This window comes from Paraburkholderia phymatum STM815 (assembly GCF_000020045.1).
Taxonomy (GTDB): domain Bacteria; phylum Pseudomonadota; class Gammaproteobacteria; order Burkholderiales; family Burkholderiaceae; genus Paraburkholderia; species Paraburkholderia phymatum.
The window spans coordinates 1,453,441-1,468,338 of the sequence record NC_010625.1; the positions used below are offsets into that span (position 1 = coordinate 1,453,441).

The following is a 14,898-nucleotide window of genomic DNA, read 5'->3' on the forward strand; positions in this document are numbered from 1 at the left end:
CAGCTTGGTCTTCTGGATGTGGTCTTCCCGATCCGCATGGTTGTCGCTGAAATTATCTAAAAACTGCTACAGGTAAGTCTCCCGCAAGTTCAACACTCGCCTGCGCGCGCCAGCGCCGGCTGATCGCTCCTCGCTCCGTGCAGTCGACTGCCATCTATCGGCCGTCGAGCATGCCTATTGCCGATGTGGACTAGGCGGTTGCCGCGAGACACCGCGAGGCAAATTAATAGGAACCCCTTATGTCCACCCTGACAGGTCAGTCTGTCGTCTCGTCCCGCCAACTATGGAGCGCAGTAGGCTCGATGGCGATGTGCGCGGCCATGCTTATTGCTTCCGAATTCATGCCCGTGAGCCTTCTCACCCCTATCGCATCCGATATGCGAGCCTCCGTTGGCATGGCTGGTCAGGCGATCTCCATTTCCGGGCTGTTCGCCGTCGTCACGAGCCTTGTGGTCCCCGCAGTTACCCGTCGTTTGGACCGCCGCCACGTGCTTGTGGGACTTGCGACGTTGCTGCTGGCTTCGCTCGTCGTGATCGCAACGGCTCACAACTTCGAGACGCTGATGGCAGCCCGCGCGCTGCTTGGAATTGCCGTCGGCGGATTCTGGGCGCTTGCGACTGCGACAATAATGCGACTGGTCCCGGAAAAATCGCTGCCCAAGGCGCTTGGCGTTTTATACACCGGCAACGCTGTAGCAACCTCCTTCGCGGCACCAGCTGGTAGCTACCTAGGAAGTGTGATTGGATGGCGAGGCGTCTTTTGGGCGTTGGTGCCGATCGTTGCCGTGAATGTCGGCCTTCTACTCATAACACTGCCCTCGATGAAAACGCAGGGCCCGCAACGGAGCGGAAATGTGTTGTCGCTGCTACGGCGAGTTCACGTGACCTTCGCGATGCTGGCCGTAATGCTGACGTTCGGAGGGGCTTTTGCAATCTTCACCTACTTCCGGCCCTTTTTCGAGGCGTACACTCACGTCAGCGTTTCACAGCTGTCATTACTCTTGCTCGGCATGGGCTTGGCAGGTTTCGTCGGCACCTATGCGGCGAGCGCGATCGTAAATAGGCGTCTCGCTCGCCTTCTGACGGGGCTACCGCTCGCATTGGCATCCGTGACTCTCGTCATGCTGCCTGCCGGCGAACATTTCATGGTAATCGCCATCCTGGTCATGGTCTGGGGCGCAATTAACGCCGCGATCCCGGTGGCGTGGTCGACCTGGCTCTCGAAAGGCGTAAAGGATGCCCCGGAGAGCGGCGGAGGTCTGATGGTCGCGTCGATTCAGCTTGCGATAATGGTCGGCGCAGAACTGGGCGGCACATTGCTTGACGACTACTCTATCGCGGCGACGTTCGCCGGAGGCGCGGCTCTTCTTGCACTTGCCGCGATCATTATTGGTAACGGGGACCGTCTGGCACTCCGCCAATGAGCTTGTCGTAGGTTCGCAGTCGCCAGCGAACTGTTTCCGACATGTCCCGCGGCATCTATCGACAGCGAGACGCTTGCCGGTAAGTAGAGCTTTCCCTTCGAGAAGCAAAACCGACTCGACGCTTGCGTCGCTCGTGTAGAGAATCGTGGTATCGGAGAATTCTCGCAGAACGCGCAAGACGACGCGCGCCGGCAAACTCGTGCAGCGCCGCCAAAAGAAACGGCCCGACAGGACAACGATCGAGCTGCCCATGTGGCGAGGTGGCACGCGGCGCGCGAGGTTCGCTGCGATCTTTCGCTCACGGAGACAAACGGATGACGAAGTATCAGTTGTGGATTGACGGAAAGCCTCAAGATCCCTTCAATGGTCAATGGATCGACACGGTCAACCCATACACCGGCGAGGTGTGGGCGCAGATTCCGCGTGGTACAACTAAGGATGCGGCACGAGCAGTCGAAGCGGCCAGGCGTGCAATGCACGAGGGGCCGTGGAGCAAAATGACCGCCACTGAACGCGGCAAGGTGATGCGCAACATCGGTGACCTCATTGTCCGCAATGCAGCGCGCCTGGCCGAGATAGAGACCCGTGATAATGGCAAAGTCCTCACGGAAATGCAGGGCCAACTCAAGACGATCCCTGAATACTGGTACTACTACGGTGGACTGGCGGACAAGATCGAAGGCTCAGTAATGCCGGTCGAGAAGGCGGATGTCTTTGCGTTCACGACGCACGAACCCGTGGGTGTTGTAGCGGCACTGACAGCGTGGAATTCGCCGCTTCAGTTCTTGTCGCTGAAATGTGCGCCCGCGCTGGCTGCCGGATGCGCAGTCGTCATTAAACCGTCGGAATTCGCGTCCGTGAGCTCGCTTGAATTCGCGGCGCTTACCAAGGAAGCGGGGCTGCCCCACGGCGTCCTCAACGTCGTGACAGGCTACGGCAATGAGGTCGGCGCACCATTGGTCGAACATGACGACGTGGCTATGATCACGTTTACTGGCTCTGATGTCACGGGCGCGCGAATTTACGAGACCGCGGCACGAGGTATGAAACGGGTTGCGATGGAGCTCGGAGGCAAGTCTCCGAACATCGTCTTCGAAGATGCGGACCTCGAATCTGCGGCGATCGGAGTTGTATCCGGGATTTTCGGGGCCGCAGGCCAGATGTGCATCGCCGGGTCACGTCTTCTTGTACAGAATTCAATCAAGGAGAAGTTCACGGAACGGCTGGTTGCTCTCGCTCGAGAAGTGCGGCTGGGCGATCCGATGCAGCCCGCCACGAACGTCGGGCCTATTGCGACCCCTCCCCAGTTCGCCAAGGTCATGGATTACATTGAGATCGCACGCGGCGACGGTGCTCGTTGCATCCTCGGAGGTAAGCCGGCTGTCGGAGCTGGATTAACAGGGGGGCAGTTCGTTGAGCCCACTATCTTCACGGATGTGACGAATGACATGCGGATCGCGCAGGAAGAGGTCTTCGGACCCGTGCTTTCCATCATCGGGTTCGACGACGAAAAGCACGCTGTCGAACTGGGTAACAGCGTGATCTATGGATTAGTTGCTGGTGTCTGGACAGGAAACATTGGCCGCGCAATGCGGATGACTAAGGCGCTGAAGGCCGGAACGGTCTGGGTCAACACTTACCGCGCGTACAGCTTCATGATGCCTTTTGGCGGCATGAAGATGTCGGGTCTCGGTCGTGAGAATGGAATCGAAGCAGTCCACGAATTCCTTGAAACCAAGAGCGTGTTTCTGTCAACGTCGGATAAGCCTCCTGCAAACCCGTTCGCGCAACGGTAGGAAATCGTCGTTTGACCTAGTTGGCGGATGTCCACGGCCGGCATAGCGACGTATCGCATGATTTTTCTCCTGGGTTCGCCCGCATCCGTGCGGGCGTTTTTTTATTGGGAGATTCAACAACCTGCGTCGATAGCCGCACTTCAGTGCATGTACCACGTTCGACTAGCCGGAGCCGAACTTAGGTGTTTGCCGCGTAGTCGGTTGTTGTAATCCGCAAGGTTCCCGCGGGCCGGTCCGTCACTGCGCCGAGAGATTCAAGCTGGAGTCGTGCGCTTCAATAACGGTGGGCCGAATCAGTCTTACTAGGCGGGTACCGTGCGGCTCAAGGCAGACTGAGAGATTCGAAGCTGCGCAGCTGCCCGCGTGAAGCTGCACTCGCGCGCGACGGTCATGAATGACACCGGGTCCTTGAGCGCTGCGATCGCGCTGATGACAACGCTGATTCCTCTGTGTGTCTTGGCGATGCTCTTTCGACTTCCCGCTCCAGTTCCTCATGCTCACGGAGAGCATTCCTCTATCAAAGCCGTAATGGCCGCCGTTTGGCTACCAGGGTTGGGCGCGGCGCTCGCCAGCATCGGCTACTGTTCAATTCTCGCGTTTGGATCTCTCTTCTACGCTGAAATGCAATGGCGTCCAGTATGGATGGCATTCAGCGCCTTTGGCGCCGCACTGATCGTCGCGCGCACACTCGCGGGCCACCTTCCGGACCGGCTTGGAGGTGCCAAGGTCGCTCTGACGTTTGTGATCGTCCAGGCAGCGGGTCTCTTGCTGATGTGGCTCGCCGACAGCGCGTGGCTCGCCTCTGCAGGAGCAGCACTCGCGGGCGTGGGCTATTCGCTTGTTTACCCGGGGCTCGGCGTTGAGGCTGTCAGGGGGACAACGCCCAAGAATCGGGGTCTCGCGATGGGAATTTATACTGCCTTTCTCGATGTGGCGATGGTTGTCGGCAGCCCAGCTCTCGGTTGGGTCGGAGGGCACGTCAGCGTCGCAACCGTCTTCCTGGTCGCCGCCGTGGTCGTCCTCTGCACCACGGGGGTGGCTCTACAACTGCTTCGGGGTCAGCGCACAGGCGGATAGTCTCCGTCTACGTGCTACGGCGGCGGCCTTCCCGAGCTCGCCTTCGCCTCCAAATGGCCTCCTCTCTGGGGCGCCATTCTCCTGCACTTGGTATGTGAATCCGCTTAACCGCGGTGTTGATCCCGACTACGTGAGAAGCAACCACACACACGCATTCGAGCGCGTTCGTCCAGCGGTAAGGTCGACTTACCGGCACCTCGAGAAAATGCGACTCGACGCAGATCGCGACAAAGCGCACGATACGGTAATGTCGCTTCTTGGTGCGGCAGTCCGCCGAGGACAGCATCGGCAGTAGAAGTCAGGAGGAGATAAATGCGCATCGGGTATATCGGGTTGGGCGCCATGGGTGGCGCGCTCGCCCGTCATCTGATTGGCAAGTATCCGCTGAGCGTATTCGATTTGAACAGGAAGGCTGTAGAAGCCTTCGTCGAACTCGGTGCAACCGCAGCGGCTACGCCCGCGGAGCTTGCACGTAACAGCGATGTGGTCTTACTTTGCTTGCCTAGGAGTTCCGACGTCCATTCGGTGCTTTTTGGCCCTGACGGCGCTGTAGAGGGCCTCTCAGACGGAAAGATCGTCATCGACCAGACCAGCGGCGTCCCGGCAGAAACCAGAGATTTTGCGCGTCAGCTAGCCGATATCGGCGTCGCATTGTTTGACGCTCCTGTTTCCGGTGCGATGGCTACGGCTATCGCTGGAACAATCTCAATCATTGCGTCGGGGCCGAAAGACGCTTTCGAAAAGACTCTTCCGGTATTGCAATCGATCAGCCCAAATGTCTTTCATTGCGGCGAGCGCGTTGGAAACGGTCAGACCATGAAGACGGTCAACAACATGATGAACGTTAGCTGCCGTCTGGCAACCCTCGAGGTTGTCGCTATGGGTCGAAAATTCGGACTTCCGCTCGAACTCATGACTGAGGCAATCAACGCAACGACAGCACGGAATTACACGTCTCAAGGAATGCTTCCTGCCATCGCAGAAGGCCGTCAGTCGACGAAGTTCTGGCTTGCGCTTCAGGTTAAAGACATCCATCAAGCCATCACGCTCGCGGCGGAGCAGAAGGTTCCGATGCCAATTGGCGCTGTCGCACGTTCAATCTTGCAGATTGGTCTGAATTCTCTCGGTAAGGACGCACAACTGGAGCAGATGATTGGCGTCATCGAGTCGATGGCGGATACGAAGTTCGTCGGCGCGCCATCGGCCTCGGCATCGAAGGAGGTTGCATGACGACCATCGGATTAGCTGGCAGCGGCGAAATCGCCGCATATGTATCGCGCCAACTGGCGAACAAATATTCCGTACGTATTCTCGACTTAGGAAATGGCTCGTTGTGTTGCGATGGAGCCGCAGAAGTAGAGAACGCGACCCATCTGGCGGAGGGTGCCGACATTCTCGTGCTCTGCACAGACTCCGACGAAGCGCGAGACGTCCTGCTTAGAAGCACAGAATGGCTCAAGGGAAGCACCGAACGGGAGCGAATTGTTATCGACATGGGCCAGAGCGATCCTGACGATGCAAGATCGCGTGCTGAGAACCTGCGCGAACTTGGAATCACTCTTGTCGACGCCCCCCTGCACACTGAGAATACGGCGACCGCTCCGGAAACGTCAGCGATTTTCTTTGGAGGGCCCTCCTCCGTCCTCGCTTCTACGCGTGAAATCTTGGAAAACGTCTGCCCGACCATCATTCACTGTGGAGACGCCGGTAGCGGTCACGCGATGCGCCTTGTCGTAGCCGCGATTGCCGCCTGTAATCGCCTCATCACTTACGAATGTGCGGCCATGGGCGCGCGGAATGGGCTGACTATTGGCGACATGGCCACCGTTTTGAACAAGAGCTCAGGTTACAACAGTGCCTCCGCACGGGTTCTTCCGGCAATGACGGCAAACAAGCGTACAGCCAACGTAACGCTGGGCGCTTGGGCCGACGACCTGCGGAAGGCCTCGTCAGTCGCCATGCGACTCGGAGCACCGATGCTGATTGCAACCATGGCCCGCTCTACGCTCGACGCCGCCTCGAATCGCCTCGGGGAGTCGGCCACCGTAGATCGTCTAGCGGAGATTTGGGAGATCGATTCCGGTCTTCCGGCCTCGAAGGCGGGTTGATCGAAGGTGCATGAAAAAAGGTGGCGGCGCGACTGCGCCGAGCCCGCTCGGTGTGGGCGTAGTCGCGCAGCAGCGTTGAAGTTTCGCCGGTCGAAGCTGCTCCGGCGGACCACAACAATCGCATTGGCGGCCCTCCTAGCAAGTAAAGCGATACCAAAAAACTAAGTTTCGGTCGCTTGATTCACGCAACGATTTCAAAACAAGCGTTTTACAAACGCGGATGTCTTCCCGTGGAGAAGCGAGCTTCGCAAGAATGGAACTCAGCAAGCGCAAAGAATAAGTGCTGAGCAAGCACGACGATACGCACAGCGTCCTGATAAGGGGGACGCGGTCGCGATGGAAGCTCACCGTCTATTGAAGGCGACGAGTGAGTAAAGCAGTCAACGAACTTTTCCGGGTGTTGAAGTCCCGAAGGAGCGAAGGAATGGCGCAGGCACTGCTCGGCTGTATCGCCGACGATTTCACCGGCGCGACAGATCTCGCCAACATGCTGGTGCGTGGTGGCATGCGAACCGTTCAAACCATCGGTGTACCGGATGCCAACATTAGGATTGACGCTGACGCGCTCGTCGTCGCGCTGAAATCGCGCACGGCACCCGCTAGAGAGGCTGTGCGTCAATCCCTACACGCGCTGGAATGGCTACGTGCGCAGGGCTGTCGTCAATTTTTCTTCAAGTATTGCTCGACGTTCGACTCGACTAACAAGGGTAACATCGGTCCAGTCGCAGACGCGTTGCTTGATGCATTGAAGGACGATTTCACGATCGCCTGCCCGGCCTTTCCTGAAAATGGTCGCACCATTTTTCGAGGCAATCTGTTCGTCGGGGATGTGCTGCTTAGCGAGTCCGGCATGGAGGCTCATCCGCTGACTCCGATGTCGGACCCTAACCTGGTGCGGGTCCTGCAGCGACAGACCAAATCTAAGGTCGGTCTTATCCGGTATGACACCATTGCAAAAGGCGCAGAAGCAATCCGGGCGCGTATCGAGGAGTTGAAAGAGGACGGCGTGCGAATTGCAATTGCAGACGCGCTGAGCGACTCTGACCTTTACATGCTCGGCAAAGCATGTCGCAACCTGCCGCTTGTAACCGGTGGATCAGGCATCGCGCTTGGATTGCCGCAAAACTTCCACTCGGCAGACCTGCTTGTATACGCGGGGGACGCCGCCGATCTTCAGGAGATTGATGGGCGATCTATCGTGCTGGCAGGTAGCACGTCGAAGGCCACAAACGCGCAAGTCGCCGATTGGCGCGCTTCTAAGCCCAGTTTTCGAATCGATCCGTTGGCGTTGTCCCGCGGTGAACCGGTCGTGGAAAGGGCTATCGATTTCACGCTTAAAAACGATGAGACAGTACTGATTTACGCGACCTCTGCGCCCGACGAGGTGAAGGCGGTTCAGAAGGAATTGGGCGCCGCAAAGGCTGGACGTCTTGTCGAAGACGCACTCGCATCAATCGCTCGTGGCCTACGCGATAAAGGGGGGGTGCGCAAGTTCATCGTCGCTGGGGGTGAGACATCCGGGGCGGTCGTCCAAGCGCTCAACGTGCGTTCCCTCCGTATTGGGCCGCAGATAGACCCCGGCGTGCCGGCGACTCAATCGATCGGCCGGGAGTGTGAACTTCCACTCGGACTCGCATTGAAGTCTGGCAACTTCGGAACCGTCGACTTCTTTACCAAAGCCCTCAAGGCGTTGGACGGACAAACACAAATGAGCGAGTTCTAACGCTCGGCTTCTGGAGAGCAATAAGACGTAGGTATCAATCCACGGTGGTTTCAAACACCAAGTGCAACAGTGGGGTTGATTTCGATGCCGTGTTGCTTGCAGTTCTCCATGAAGACTTCGGCGGGCGTTCGCCAGTCGAGTGTCTTTCGCGGACGAATGTTCATCTCCATCGCGATCAGGTCGAGCTGACGTTGTGAGAGCACCGACAGATCTGCGCCTTTGGGCAGGTACTGGCGCAACAGACCATTGGTGTTCTCGCAGATGCCGCGCTGCCATGGGCTGTGAGGATCGCAGAAGTAGATGCGGATACCCGTCGCTTTGGCCAGTTCCTTATGCAGTGCCATCTCCTTGCCCTGATCGTAGGTCAGGGTCTTGCGCAGTTCTTCCGGCAGTGGCGCGAAGGCTGCGCTGTAGGCCTCGAGCGCAGCCTGAGCGGTGGCGCCATCGATCTTCACCAGCATCAGGAACAGCGTGCTGCGATCGATTAGCGTCCCCACCGCCGAACGGTTGCCTGCCCCCTTGATCAGGTCGCCTTCCCAGTGTCCGGGGATGAGGCGGTCGTTGGCTTCAGGCGGACGCACATGGATGCTCACCATGTCCACCAGTTTGCCGCGTCGGTCCTGTCCGCGCGTGCGTGGCTTGCGCGCGCCACGGCCCTGCCGCAGCAGGCTGACCAGTTCGCGCCGCAATGCGCCGCGCGGCGCGGCATAGATGGCGTGGTAGATGGTTTCGTGAGAGACGTTCAAGTCGGATTGACCGGGATAGAGCCGTTTGAGTTTCCGGGCGATCTGGATTCACTCGATACACTGTACCGCGCCAACAATTCAATCGTTTTGACGACGCCCAAGCTCTATGGGTTCACCGCGAGCGGCTCGTACTCACTTGCAGGTGTTCCCGGAAGCGCGTACCAGGGGTCTACGTGGTCAGCAGCGCTGCAATATGCCCAAGGTCCGATTGGTGGAACGGTCGCCTTTTGTGCACGAACAATTCGACCAACGGAGGAGGCGCATGGGGCGCTGACTCTACGACGAGTTCGGGCGGACAAGTGGGCGTTTCCGCTGTCACGAACGGCTATCAAGGCGCGCAGGCACAGCAACGATTCGCGGTGGCTCTGGGTTACACGTTCAACAGCGCCTGGGACATCTCGGCGACGTACACCAACGTCCAGTACATTCCCGGGATCAATTCGAAGTTCACCGACGAAGCCGTCTTCAATACGGCCGGAACGGTCCTTCACTGGAAGCCGGCGGCTGCATGGGATCTAGCGGCCGGTTACAGCTATACGTGGGCCAGCAAGGTGAACGGCATCAGCGATCCAGCGACTTACCATCAGTTCAACCTTTCGCAGTACTACGCGGTATCGAAGCGCACTGGATTCTATTTGCTCGAAGCGTTCCAGCGCGCCAACGGCCGCACCCTCGGCACACCGACTTTCACGCCGACGGGTCCGGTCAATCGTCAGATTGACGCGACCGCGTCGATCGGCGATGGTTTCCAATCGGCGCCCTCCTCTTCGCAGAGCATGTTTGCGGCTGGCGCTGGCATGATCCACCGCTTCTAAAGCGCGTCTGCACCAAGATACGTCGGAAAACGTGAGGCGTCACATGCCTCACGTTTTTTCCGCACGACGATATTCGTGCTTCTAGCCTTTTCTGGTCTTGAGGTTCGTATGCCAACTAAAGCGTTCCGGGAACCTCGGCCGTGGTAAGCCCTGCTTTCCATTTGACAAGCAAATCCGACTCGACGCTCCGCTAGTGCCTATGCAAAATGATAAGAATGCAGCTTCCCTCATAAGGCCACGTCTCACGCGTGCGCATTCCGAATAGTCCCGAAGCCGCGAACCAGCTTGGTCCTGGAGCGCGTCGGGTCCTATTCTTACGGTTACGAAATGAATCTGCATCAGTACGGAGACGACCACAAAGTGCAGTCCGGCAAGGGTCTTAGACAAGCGCTCGTAGTATCGAGCAAGCAGCCGAAAGCGGTTCAGCCAGCCGACGCAGCGCTCCACTACCCAGCGACGTGGCGAGAGCACGAGACCTTTCTTCGCCTTCGCCGAGCTGATTGTCTGAAGCTGGATTCCCTCATCAAGTGCCGGCTGCGCCGGCTCCTCGCCGGTATATCCCTGTTCGGAGAACGCCACCTTAACCGTTTGACCCGTGGCCAGTGGGACCTGACGCGCCAGTTCCCCGACTTGCGCGCGCTGCCGTTCATTGGCCGGCCTCACACTCACAGCAAGCAACTGTCCCAAGCTCTCAATTGCCAAGTGAACGTTGCTGCCTTGTTTGCCCTTATAACCGTCGCAACCTGTGTGAGGCCTACTCTCGGAGGTCGACCGCAGTGTGCGCCCGTCGAGAATGACGGCCGCTGGGCTGGTCACGGCGGTCCTGCGCGCCCGGATAATTGAGTGCATGTCCCCGGAGTCGTTGTTGACCGGCAAGACCATCGCAAGGGGCAGTGGACTCACCATAGCAGTCAAACATTCTTTTAGCCAGCGCCGCCCGTGACGACCAACTGTGCGAGCTATGCTCAATTTGCTTTCGTAAGGTGAACCATGACGAACTATCCGTACCATTACATCGACGGCGCTTGGGTGGCTCCATCCGGATCCGACAAGCGCGAAATGGTGGACCCTAACACCGGAGTCGTGTTCGCGACCGCCGCCAACGGGGGCACGGCTGAGGACGTAGATCGTGCCGTGGTCGCCGCGCGCCGCGCATTTGAGACCTTTTCGCAGACCAGCATTGCCGCGCGGGTTGCCATGATCGACCGCATCATTTCCGCCTACGAGCAGCGTCTGGACGATTTCTCCGATATTCTTGCCCGCGAAGTGGGCGTGCCACGCTCGGCGCGGGCGCAGGTCACTGGCCCCATCGCACACATGAAGGTTGCTCGCGATCTGCTGCAGTCGTACCGATTCGAGACTCGCATCGAGGACACCATCGTTCGCCGCGAGCCCATCGGCGTTTGCGCGCTCATCTCACCCTGGAACTGGCCGATCCAGACGCCAGTGATCAAGTTTATCTATGCACTTGCGGCTGGCTGCACATCGGTCATGAAAGGCTCAGATGCATCTCCACTCAGCAGCATTCTGTTGGCGGAGGTCATTGACAAGGCGGCGCTGCCCCCCGGGGTCTTCAACCTTATTCTTGGCCGCGGCAGCGTGGTGGGCGAAGCGCTGTCGCGACATCCCGATGTGGACTTGGTCTCCTTTACCGGGTCGACGGCCGCCGGCATCAAGGTCGGCGAAGCAGCGGCCCGCACAATCAAGCGTGTTTCGCTGGAACTCGGTGGCAAGTCTGCCAACATCGTGCTGAAAGACGCCGACCTAGAGGCTGCCGCGCGCTGGAATATCGCGCGCTGTTTCTTCAACACTGGCCAGAGCTGCCACGCGCCCAGCCGAATGCTGATCCACGAGGACCAGGTGGAGAAGGCGCTGTCGTACTTGGTAGACGAATGCAACAAGTTTCGCTTAGGCGATCCCCGCGACCTCGCAACGACGATGGGACCGGTGATCAATCGTGCACAGTATGAAAGCATTAGACGCTACATCCAGTCCGCCATCGACGAGGGTGCGAGGCTGGTCTGCGGTGGGCTTGAACCTCCTCCTGGTTTGGATCAAGGTTTCTTCGTTCAGCCGACCGTGTTCAGTGACGTCACGCCCGACATGACCATCGCAAGAGAAGAAATCTTTGGCCCAGTCCTGGCGGTGATCCCTTATCGACATGAGGATGAGGCGCTAAAGATCGCCAACGACTCGATCTACGGGTTGGGCGGCTACGTGTTCGCGGGTGACCTTGAGAGAGGCTATGAGTTCGCCAATAGCTTGCGCGCTGGAAGGATCTGCGTTAATGGAGCCGCAACCAATTCGGTCACTCCGATGGGCGGCTATAAGCAGTCAGGCATCGGCCGTTCGATGGGCGTCTTCGGACTCGAGGAATACCTCGAGATCAAATCGGTGTATGGACTAGCTAAGAAGGCCGCTGGTTTGCCCGAACTAGCCCACTGACCGGAGTCCCACCGAACATTGACGTGGTATGTTCACAATTCAGTCGAAGGAATGGATTGACACGGCTAACCCATATACCGGTGAGACGTGGGCGAGAATTCCTTGCGGCACCGTCGAAGATTCTGCGCGTGCCGTAGCAGTTGCGAAGCGGGCAATGACCGTTGTCCCATGGAGCAAGATGACCGCCACGGAGCGCCTCAAGATCACGCGTTGCATTGGCGGTCGCTCAGAACGCCAAAAACCTGGCGGAGATTGAAACCCGCGACAACGGTAAGGTTCTCTTGGAGATGCAGGAGCAGTTGAAGGTCAATCCTGAGTACCGGTGCTACTACGGCGACCTGGCGGACAAGATTGAAGGTTCGGTCATGCCAGTCGAGAAGGCAGATGTCTTCGCATTCAACACTCATGAGGTCGTGGGCGTCGTAGCGGCACTGACTGCCTGGAATTCGCCCCTTCAATTCCAGGCGTTGAAGTGTGCTCCCGCGCTGGCAGCCGAATGTGCTGCCGTCGTCAGACCATCTGAATCCGCGTCCGCGAGCTCACTCGAGTTCGCGGCTCTCGCCAAAGAAGCGGGCCTACCTGACGGTGGCCAGATGTGCATCGCCGGGTCACGTCTTCTCGTACAGAATTCAATCAAGGAAAAGTTAACGGAGCGGCTAGTTATGCTCGCTCGAGACCTACGGCTGGACGACCCGATGCACCCCACGACGAACTACAGACGCGTCAGAACAAACACGCGCCCCTGAGAGCCAGGAAGCAACAGCCTAAGGCTTATGCATCGAACCCGATCATTGCCTTCACCTCGAGATATTCCTCGAGGCCAAAGACTCCCATTTCCCGTCCATTCCCTGAGCGCTTGTACCCGCCCATCGGCGCCTCGGTATTACTCGCAGCGCCATTCAGGAAGACGCGGCCTGCTTGCAGGCGCCGGCCAACCGACACGCCTCGTTCTCGATTAGATGAGAACACGTAAGCGCCCAAGCCGTAGGGTGTGCCGTTTGCGATCTCAATCGCCTCTTCTTCCGTGCGATACGGAATCACCGCCAGTACCGGCCCGAAAATCTCTTCCTGCGCGATGCGCATTTCAGGCGTCACATTAGAGAAAATGGTCGGCTTCACGAAGTACCCTTTCTCGAGCCCTTCGGGGCGACCGGGGCCGCCCACGCGAACGATGGCGCCTTCCTCAATGCCGATCTTGATATATTCCTGAACCCGGTCAAACTGAAGCTTGTTAACCACCGGCCCCATGGTCACCTGAGGGTCAAGGGGATTGCCCACTTTGACCGCCTTTGCTTCTTCCTCCAGCATTGCCAGCACTTCTTCCATCTGGCTTTCGTGCACGAGGATTCGCGTCGGCGCATGACAGGACTGGCCCGTGTTCGAGAACGCCCGTGTGACGTTCCACTTCGCCGCGGCTCTGAGGTCGGCGTCGTCAAGGATTACGTTAGCCGACTTGCCACCCAGCTCTTGCGCGACTCGCTTGACAGAAGGCGCCGCCGCCTCGGCAATCAGTACACCTGCTCTGGTTGACCCGGTGAACGAGACCATGTCGATGTCCATGTGCTTGCTGATCGCATTGCCCACTGTAGGACCATCGCCGAGAACCAGGTTGAACACGCCCTTTGGCACGCCAGCCTCATGAAGCACTTCCGTGAGGTGGATCGCACTCAGCGGCGTGAATTCACTTGGTTTCAGAACGATGGTGCAGCCAACCGCCAGCGCGTAGGCGAGTTTCGTTGCAAGAAGTTGAAGCGGCCAGTTCCATGCTGTTATGAGCCCGCAGACTCCGATCGGCTCTCGACGAACCAGATTGGGACCCAGATGGTATTCGAATTCGTATTCTCGAAGGCTTGCCAACGCCTGCTTGAAGGATCCGAGCGCCGCCGGCGCGTGGATCTTCTGCGAAACAGGTGTCCCGAGCTCGAGCGTCACGATCTCCGCAAGCTTTTGTTCGTGACGCACGAAGCGGTCGATCACCCCTTCCAGCAACTCGATACGCTCAGCCTTCGAGGTTTTACTGTAGGAGGCGAACGCGCTCCGAGCCGCCTTCACAGCTACGTCGACGTCTTCTGCACCAGCGAGCGCGACAGTTGCAAAGGCTTCTTCTGTCGCCGGATTGACCAGCGTCCAATCCTTACGGCTCAGCGGCGAAACCCATTCTCCGTAGATGTAACACTTCTCGTACAACTGCATATCAGTCCCTGTTAATTCAACCGGCCAAAAATTGCCCAATGGCAGCTCTGGCGCTCACTAGGCCGGAAAGCAATGTATTCGTTGCGGCAAGAAAACAGCCTCTCGGACGAATGCTCGTTGGGCTGCTTCTGGCTGCTGCGCTCTCGCCCTAGGAGCCACGTTTGGTCATTTGCCAGTGGCCGCCCGAAGTGGCGTTTCCGGCCACCGGATCGGCATCGCTAACGCCTAGAAACCGATCCTCATCGCCGGCCGCCGGCGCTCCGGCGGGAAGACACACCAGCTCCCGTCATCGTGGCGGAAGAAGATAAAGGCTATTGACGACTCGTCTGACGCGCTCTCGATGCGCACAAACCTGTACTGCTCTTCGATACCGTGAATGAATTGCGTAATGCGTATGCCACCCGCTCCTCCAATCCATTTGTCAACAAGGGTGCGCAATGACGTTCCCGAAAGGCTCACTGAAGTCTCCTGCTGATACATGTGCGTCCCGCCAATTAGCGCACAGACTACCCGCCCGGTATCGAGAGATAGACCTATCGCTTGAATGCACCGGCAGCAATGGCGTCTCGGC

9 protein-coding genes and 5 pseudogenes are annotated in these 14,898 nt (G+C 58.4%); 10 read left to right on the forward strand and 4 right to left on the reverse strand.

Annotated features, from left to right (window positions below; translation table 11 throughout):
* Nucleotides 1-239 precede the first annotated feature (239 nt).
* Nucleotides 240-1,424 carry an MFS transporter gene (locus BPHY_RS33985; protein WP_012406006.1) on the forward strand — a complete coding sequence of 395 codons (1,185 nt, stop codon included), beginning with the start codon at nucleotides 240-242 and terminating at the stop codon, nucleotides 1,422-1,424.
* A gap of 314 nt (nucleotides 1,425-1,738) precedes the next feature.
* On the forward strand, nucleotides 1,739-3,220 hold the full coding sequence (locus BPHY_RS33990) for an aldehyde dehydrogenase (protein WP_012406007.1): 1,482 nt from the start codon (nucleotides 1,739-1,741) through the stop codon (nucleotides 3,218-3,220).
* A gap of 181 nt (nucleotides 3,221-3,401) precedes the next feature.
* Here BPHY_RS33990 and BPHY_RS41515 read toward each other — a convergent pair.
* Nucleotides 3,402-3,642, reverse strand: a pseudogene (locus BPHY_RS41515) (LysR family transcriptional regulator); the annotation flags it as partial.
* On the opposite strand from BPHY_RS41515, the gene BPHY_RS33995 reads away from it, so the two are divergent.
* The 4 genes from BPHY_RS33995 (at nucleotide 3,584) to otnK (ending at nucleotide 8,128) form a co-directional block, all read left to right on the forward strand.
* On the forward strand, nucleotides 3,584-4,297 hold the full coding sequence (locus BPHY_RS33995; RefSeq protein WP_244257735.1) for an MFS transporter: 714 nt from the start codon (nucleotides 3,584-3,586) through the stop codon (nucleotides 4,295-4,297). The pseudogene BPHY_RS41515 and the gene BPHY_RS33995 sit on opposite strands and share 59 nt — an antisense overlap.
* 312 nt (nucleotides 4,298-4,609) lie before the next feature.
* Entirely contained in the window at nucleotides 4,610-5,527 is a 918-nt protein-coding gene (locus BPHY_RS34000) for an NAD(P)-dependent oxidoreductase (RefSeq protein ID WP_012406008.1), read from the forward strand.
* On the forward strand, nucleotides 5,524-6,405 hold the full coding sequence (locus tag BPHY_RS34005; protein WP_012406009.1) for an NAD(P)-dependent oxidoreductase: 882 nt from the start codon (nucleotides 5,524-5,526) through the stop codon (nucleotides 6,403-6,405). Before BPHY_RS34000 ends, BPHY_RS34005 begins: the two co-directional genes overlap by 4 nt.
* A 424-nt stretch (nucleotides 6,406-6,829) precedes the next feature.
* Nucleotides 6,830-8,128 carry a 3-oxo-tetronate kinase gene (gene otnK / locus BPHY_RS34010; protein WP_012406010.1) on the forward strand — a complete coding sequence of 433 codons (1,299 nt, stop codon included), beginning with the start codon at nucleotides 6,830-6,832 and terminating at the stop codon, nucleotides 8,126-8,128.
* Between the two features lie 50 nt (nucleotides 8,129-8,178).
* Here the strand turns inward: otnK and BPHY_RS34015 are convergent.
* A pseudogene (locus BPHY_RS34015) lies at nucleotides 8,179-8,919 on the reverse strand (IS30 family transposase); the annotation flags it as partial.
* Between BPHY_RS34015 and BPHY_RS34020 the strand changes: the two are divergent.
* Nucleotides 8,860-9,689 (forward strand): annotated as a pseudogene (locus BPHY_RS34020) (porin). The pseudogenes BPHY_RS34015 and BPHY_RS34020 overlap by 60 nt on opposite strands.
* A gap of 315 nt (nucleotides 9,690-10,004) precedes the next feature.
* Here BPHY_RS34020 and BPHY_RS40380 read toward each other — a convergent pair.
* Nucleotides 10,005-10,625: pseudogene (locus tag BPHY_RS40380) on the reverse strand (transposase); the annotation flags it as partial.
* Nucleotides 10,626-10,679: 54 nt separating this feature from the next.
* Here BPHY_RS40380 and BPHY_RS34030 point away from each other — a divergent pair.
* The 3 genes and pseudogenes from BPHY_RS34030 to BPHY_RS43525 all read left to right on the forward strand — a co-directional run bounded on the left by BPHY_RS34030 (nucleotide 10,680) and on the right by BPHY_RS43525 (nucleotide 12,880).
* Nucleotides 10,680-12,134: an aldehyde dehydrogenase family protein gene (locus BPHY_RS34030; RefSeq protein WP_012406012.1), complete on the forward strand. Its 1,455-nt coding sequence runs from the start codon at nucleotides 10,680-10,682 to the stop codon at nucleotides 12,132-12,134.
* A 28-nt stretch (nucleotides 12,135-12,162) separates the two neighbouring features.
* A pseudogene (locus tag BPHY_RS34035) lies at nucleotides 12,163-12,661 on the forward strand (aldehyde dehydrogenase family protein); the annotation flags it as partial.
* A gap of 66 nt (nucleotides 12,662-12,727) precedes the next feature.
* Nucleotides 12,728-12,880: an aldehyde dehydrogenase family protein gene (locus BPHY_RS43525; protein WP_244257744.1), complete on the forward strand. Its 153-nt coding sequence runs from the start codon at nucleotides 12,728-12,730 to the stop codon at nucleotides 12,878-12,880.
* Nucleotides 12,881-12,905: 25 nt separating this feature from the next.
* Here BPHY_RS43525 and BPHY_RS34040 read toward each other — a convergent pair whose 3' ends face one another.
* A complete protein-coding gene (locus BPHY_RS34040) occupies nucleotides 12,906-14,327 on the reverse strand; it encodes an aldehyde dehydrogenase family protein (RefSeq protein ID WP_012406013.1) in 1,422 nt (473 codons plus the stop codon).
* Nucleotides 14,328-14,898: the final 571 nt, after the last annotated feature.

Bases quoted from the DNA above. Each gene is read 5' to 3' on its own strand.
- BPHY_RS34000 (WP_012406008.1), top strand. From the start codon at position 4,610: ATGCGCATCGGGTATATCGGGTTGGGCGCCATGGGTGGCGCGCTCGCC.
- BPHY_RS34040 (WP_012406013.1), bottom strand. From the start codon at position 14,327: ATGCAGTTGTACGAGAAGTGTTACATCTACGGAGAATGGGTTTCGCCG.
- BPHY_RS43525 (WP_244257744.1), top strand. From the start codon at position 12,728: ATGTGCATCGCCGGGTCACGTCTTCTCGTACAGAATTCAATCAAGGAA.
- otnK (WP_012406010.1), top strand. From the start codon at position 6,830: ATGGCGCAGGCACTGCTCGGCTGTATCGCCGACGATTTCACCGGCGCG.
- BPHY_RS33985 (WP_012406006.1), top strand. From the start codon at position 240: ATGTCCACCCTGACAGGTCAGTCTGTCGTCTCGTCCCGCCAACTATGG.
- BPHY_RS34030 (WP_012406012.1), top strand. From the start codon at position 10,680: ATGACGAACTATCCGTACCATTACATCGACGGCGCTTGGGTGGCTCCA.
- BPHY_RS34005 (WP_012406009.1), top strand. From the start codon at position 5,524: ATGACGACCATCGGATTAGCTGGCAGCGGCGAAATCGCCGCATATGTA.
- BPHY_RS33990 (WP_012406007.1), top strand. From the start codon at position 1,739: ATGACGAAGTATCAGTTGTGGATTGACGGAAAGCCTCAAGATCCCTTC.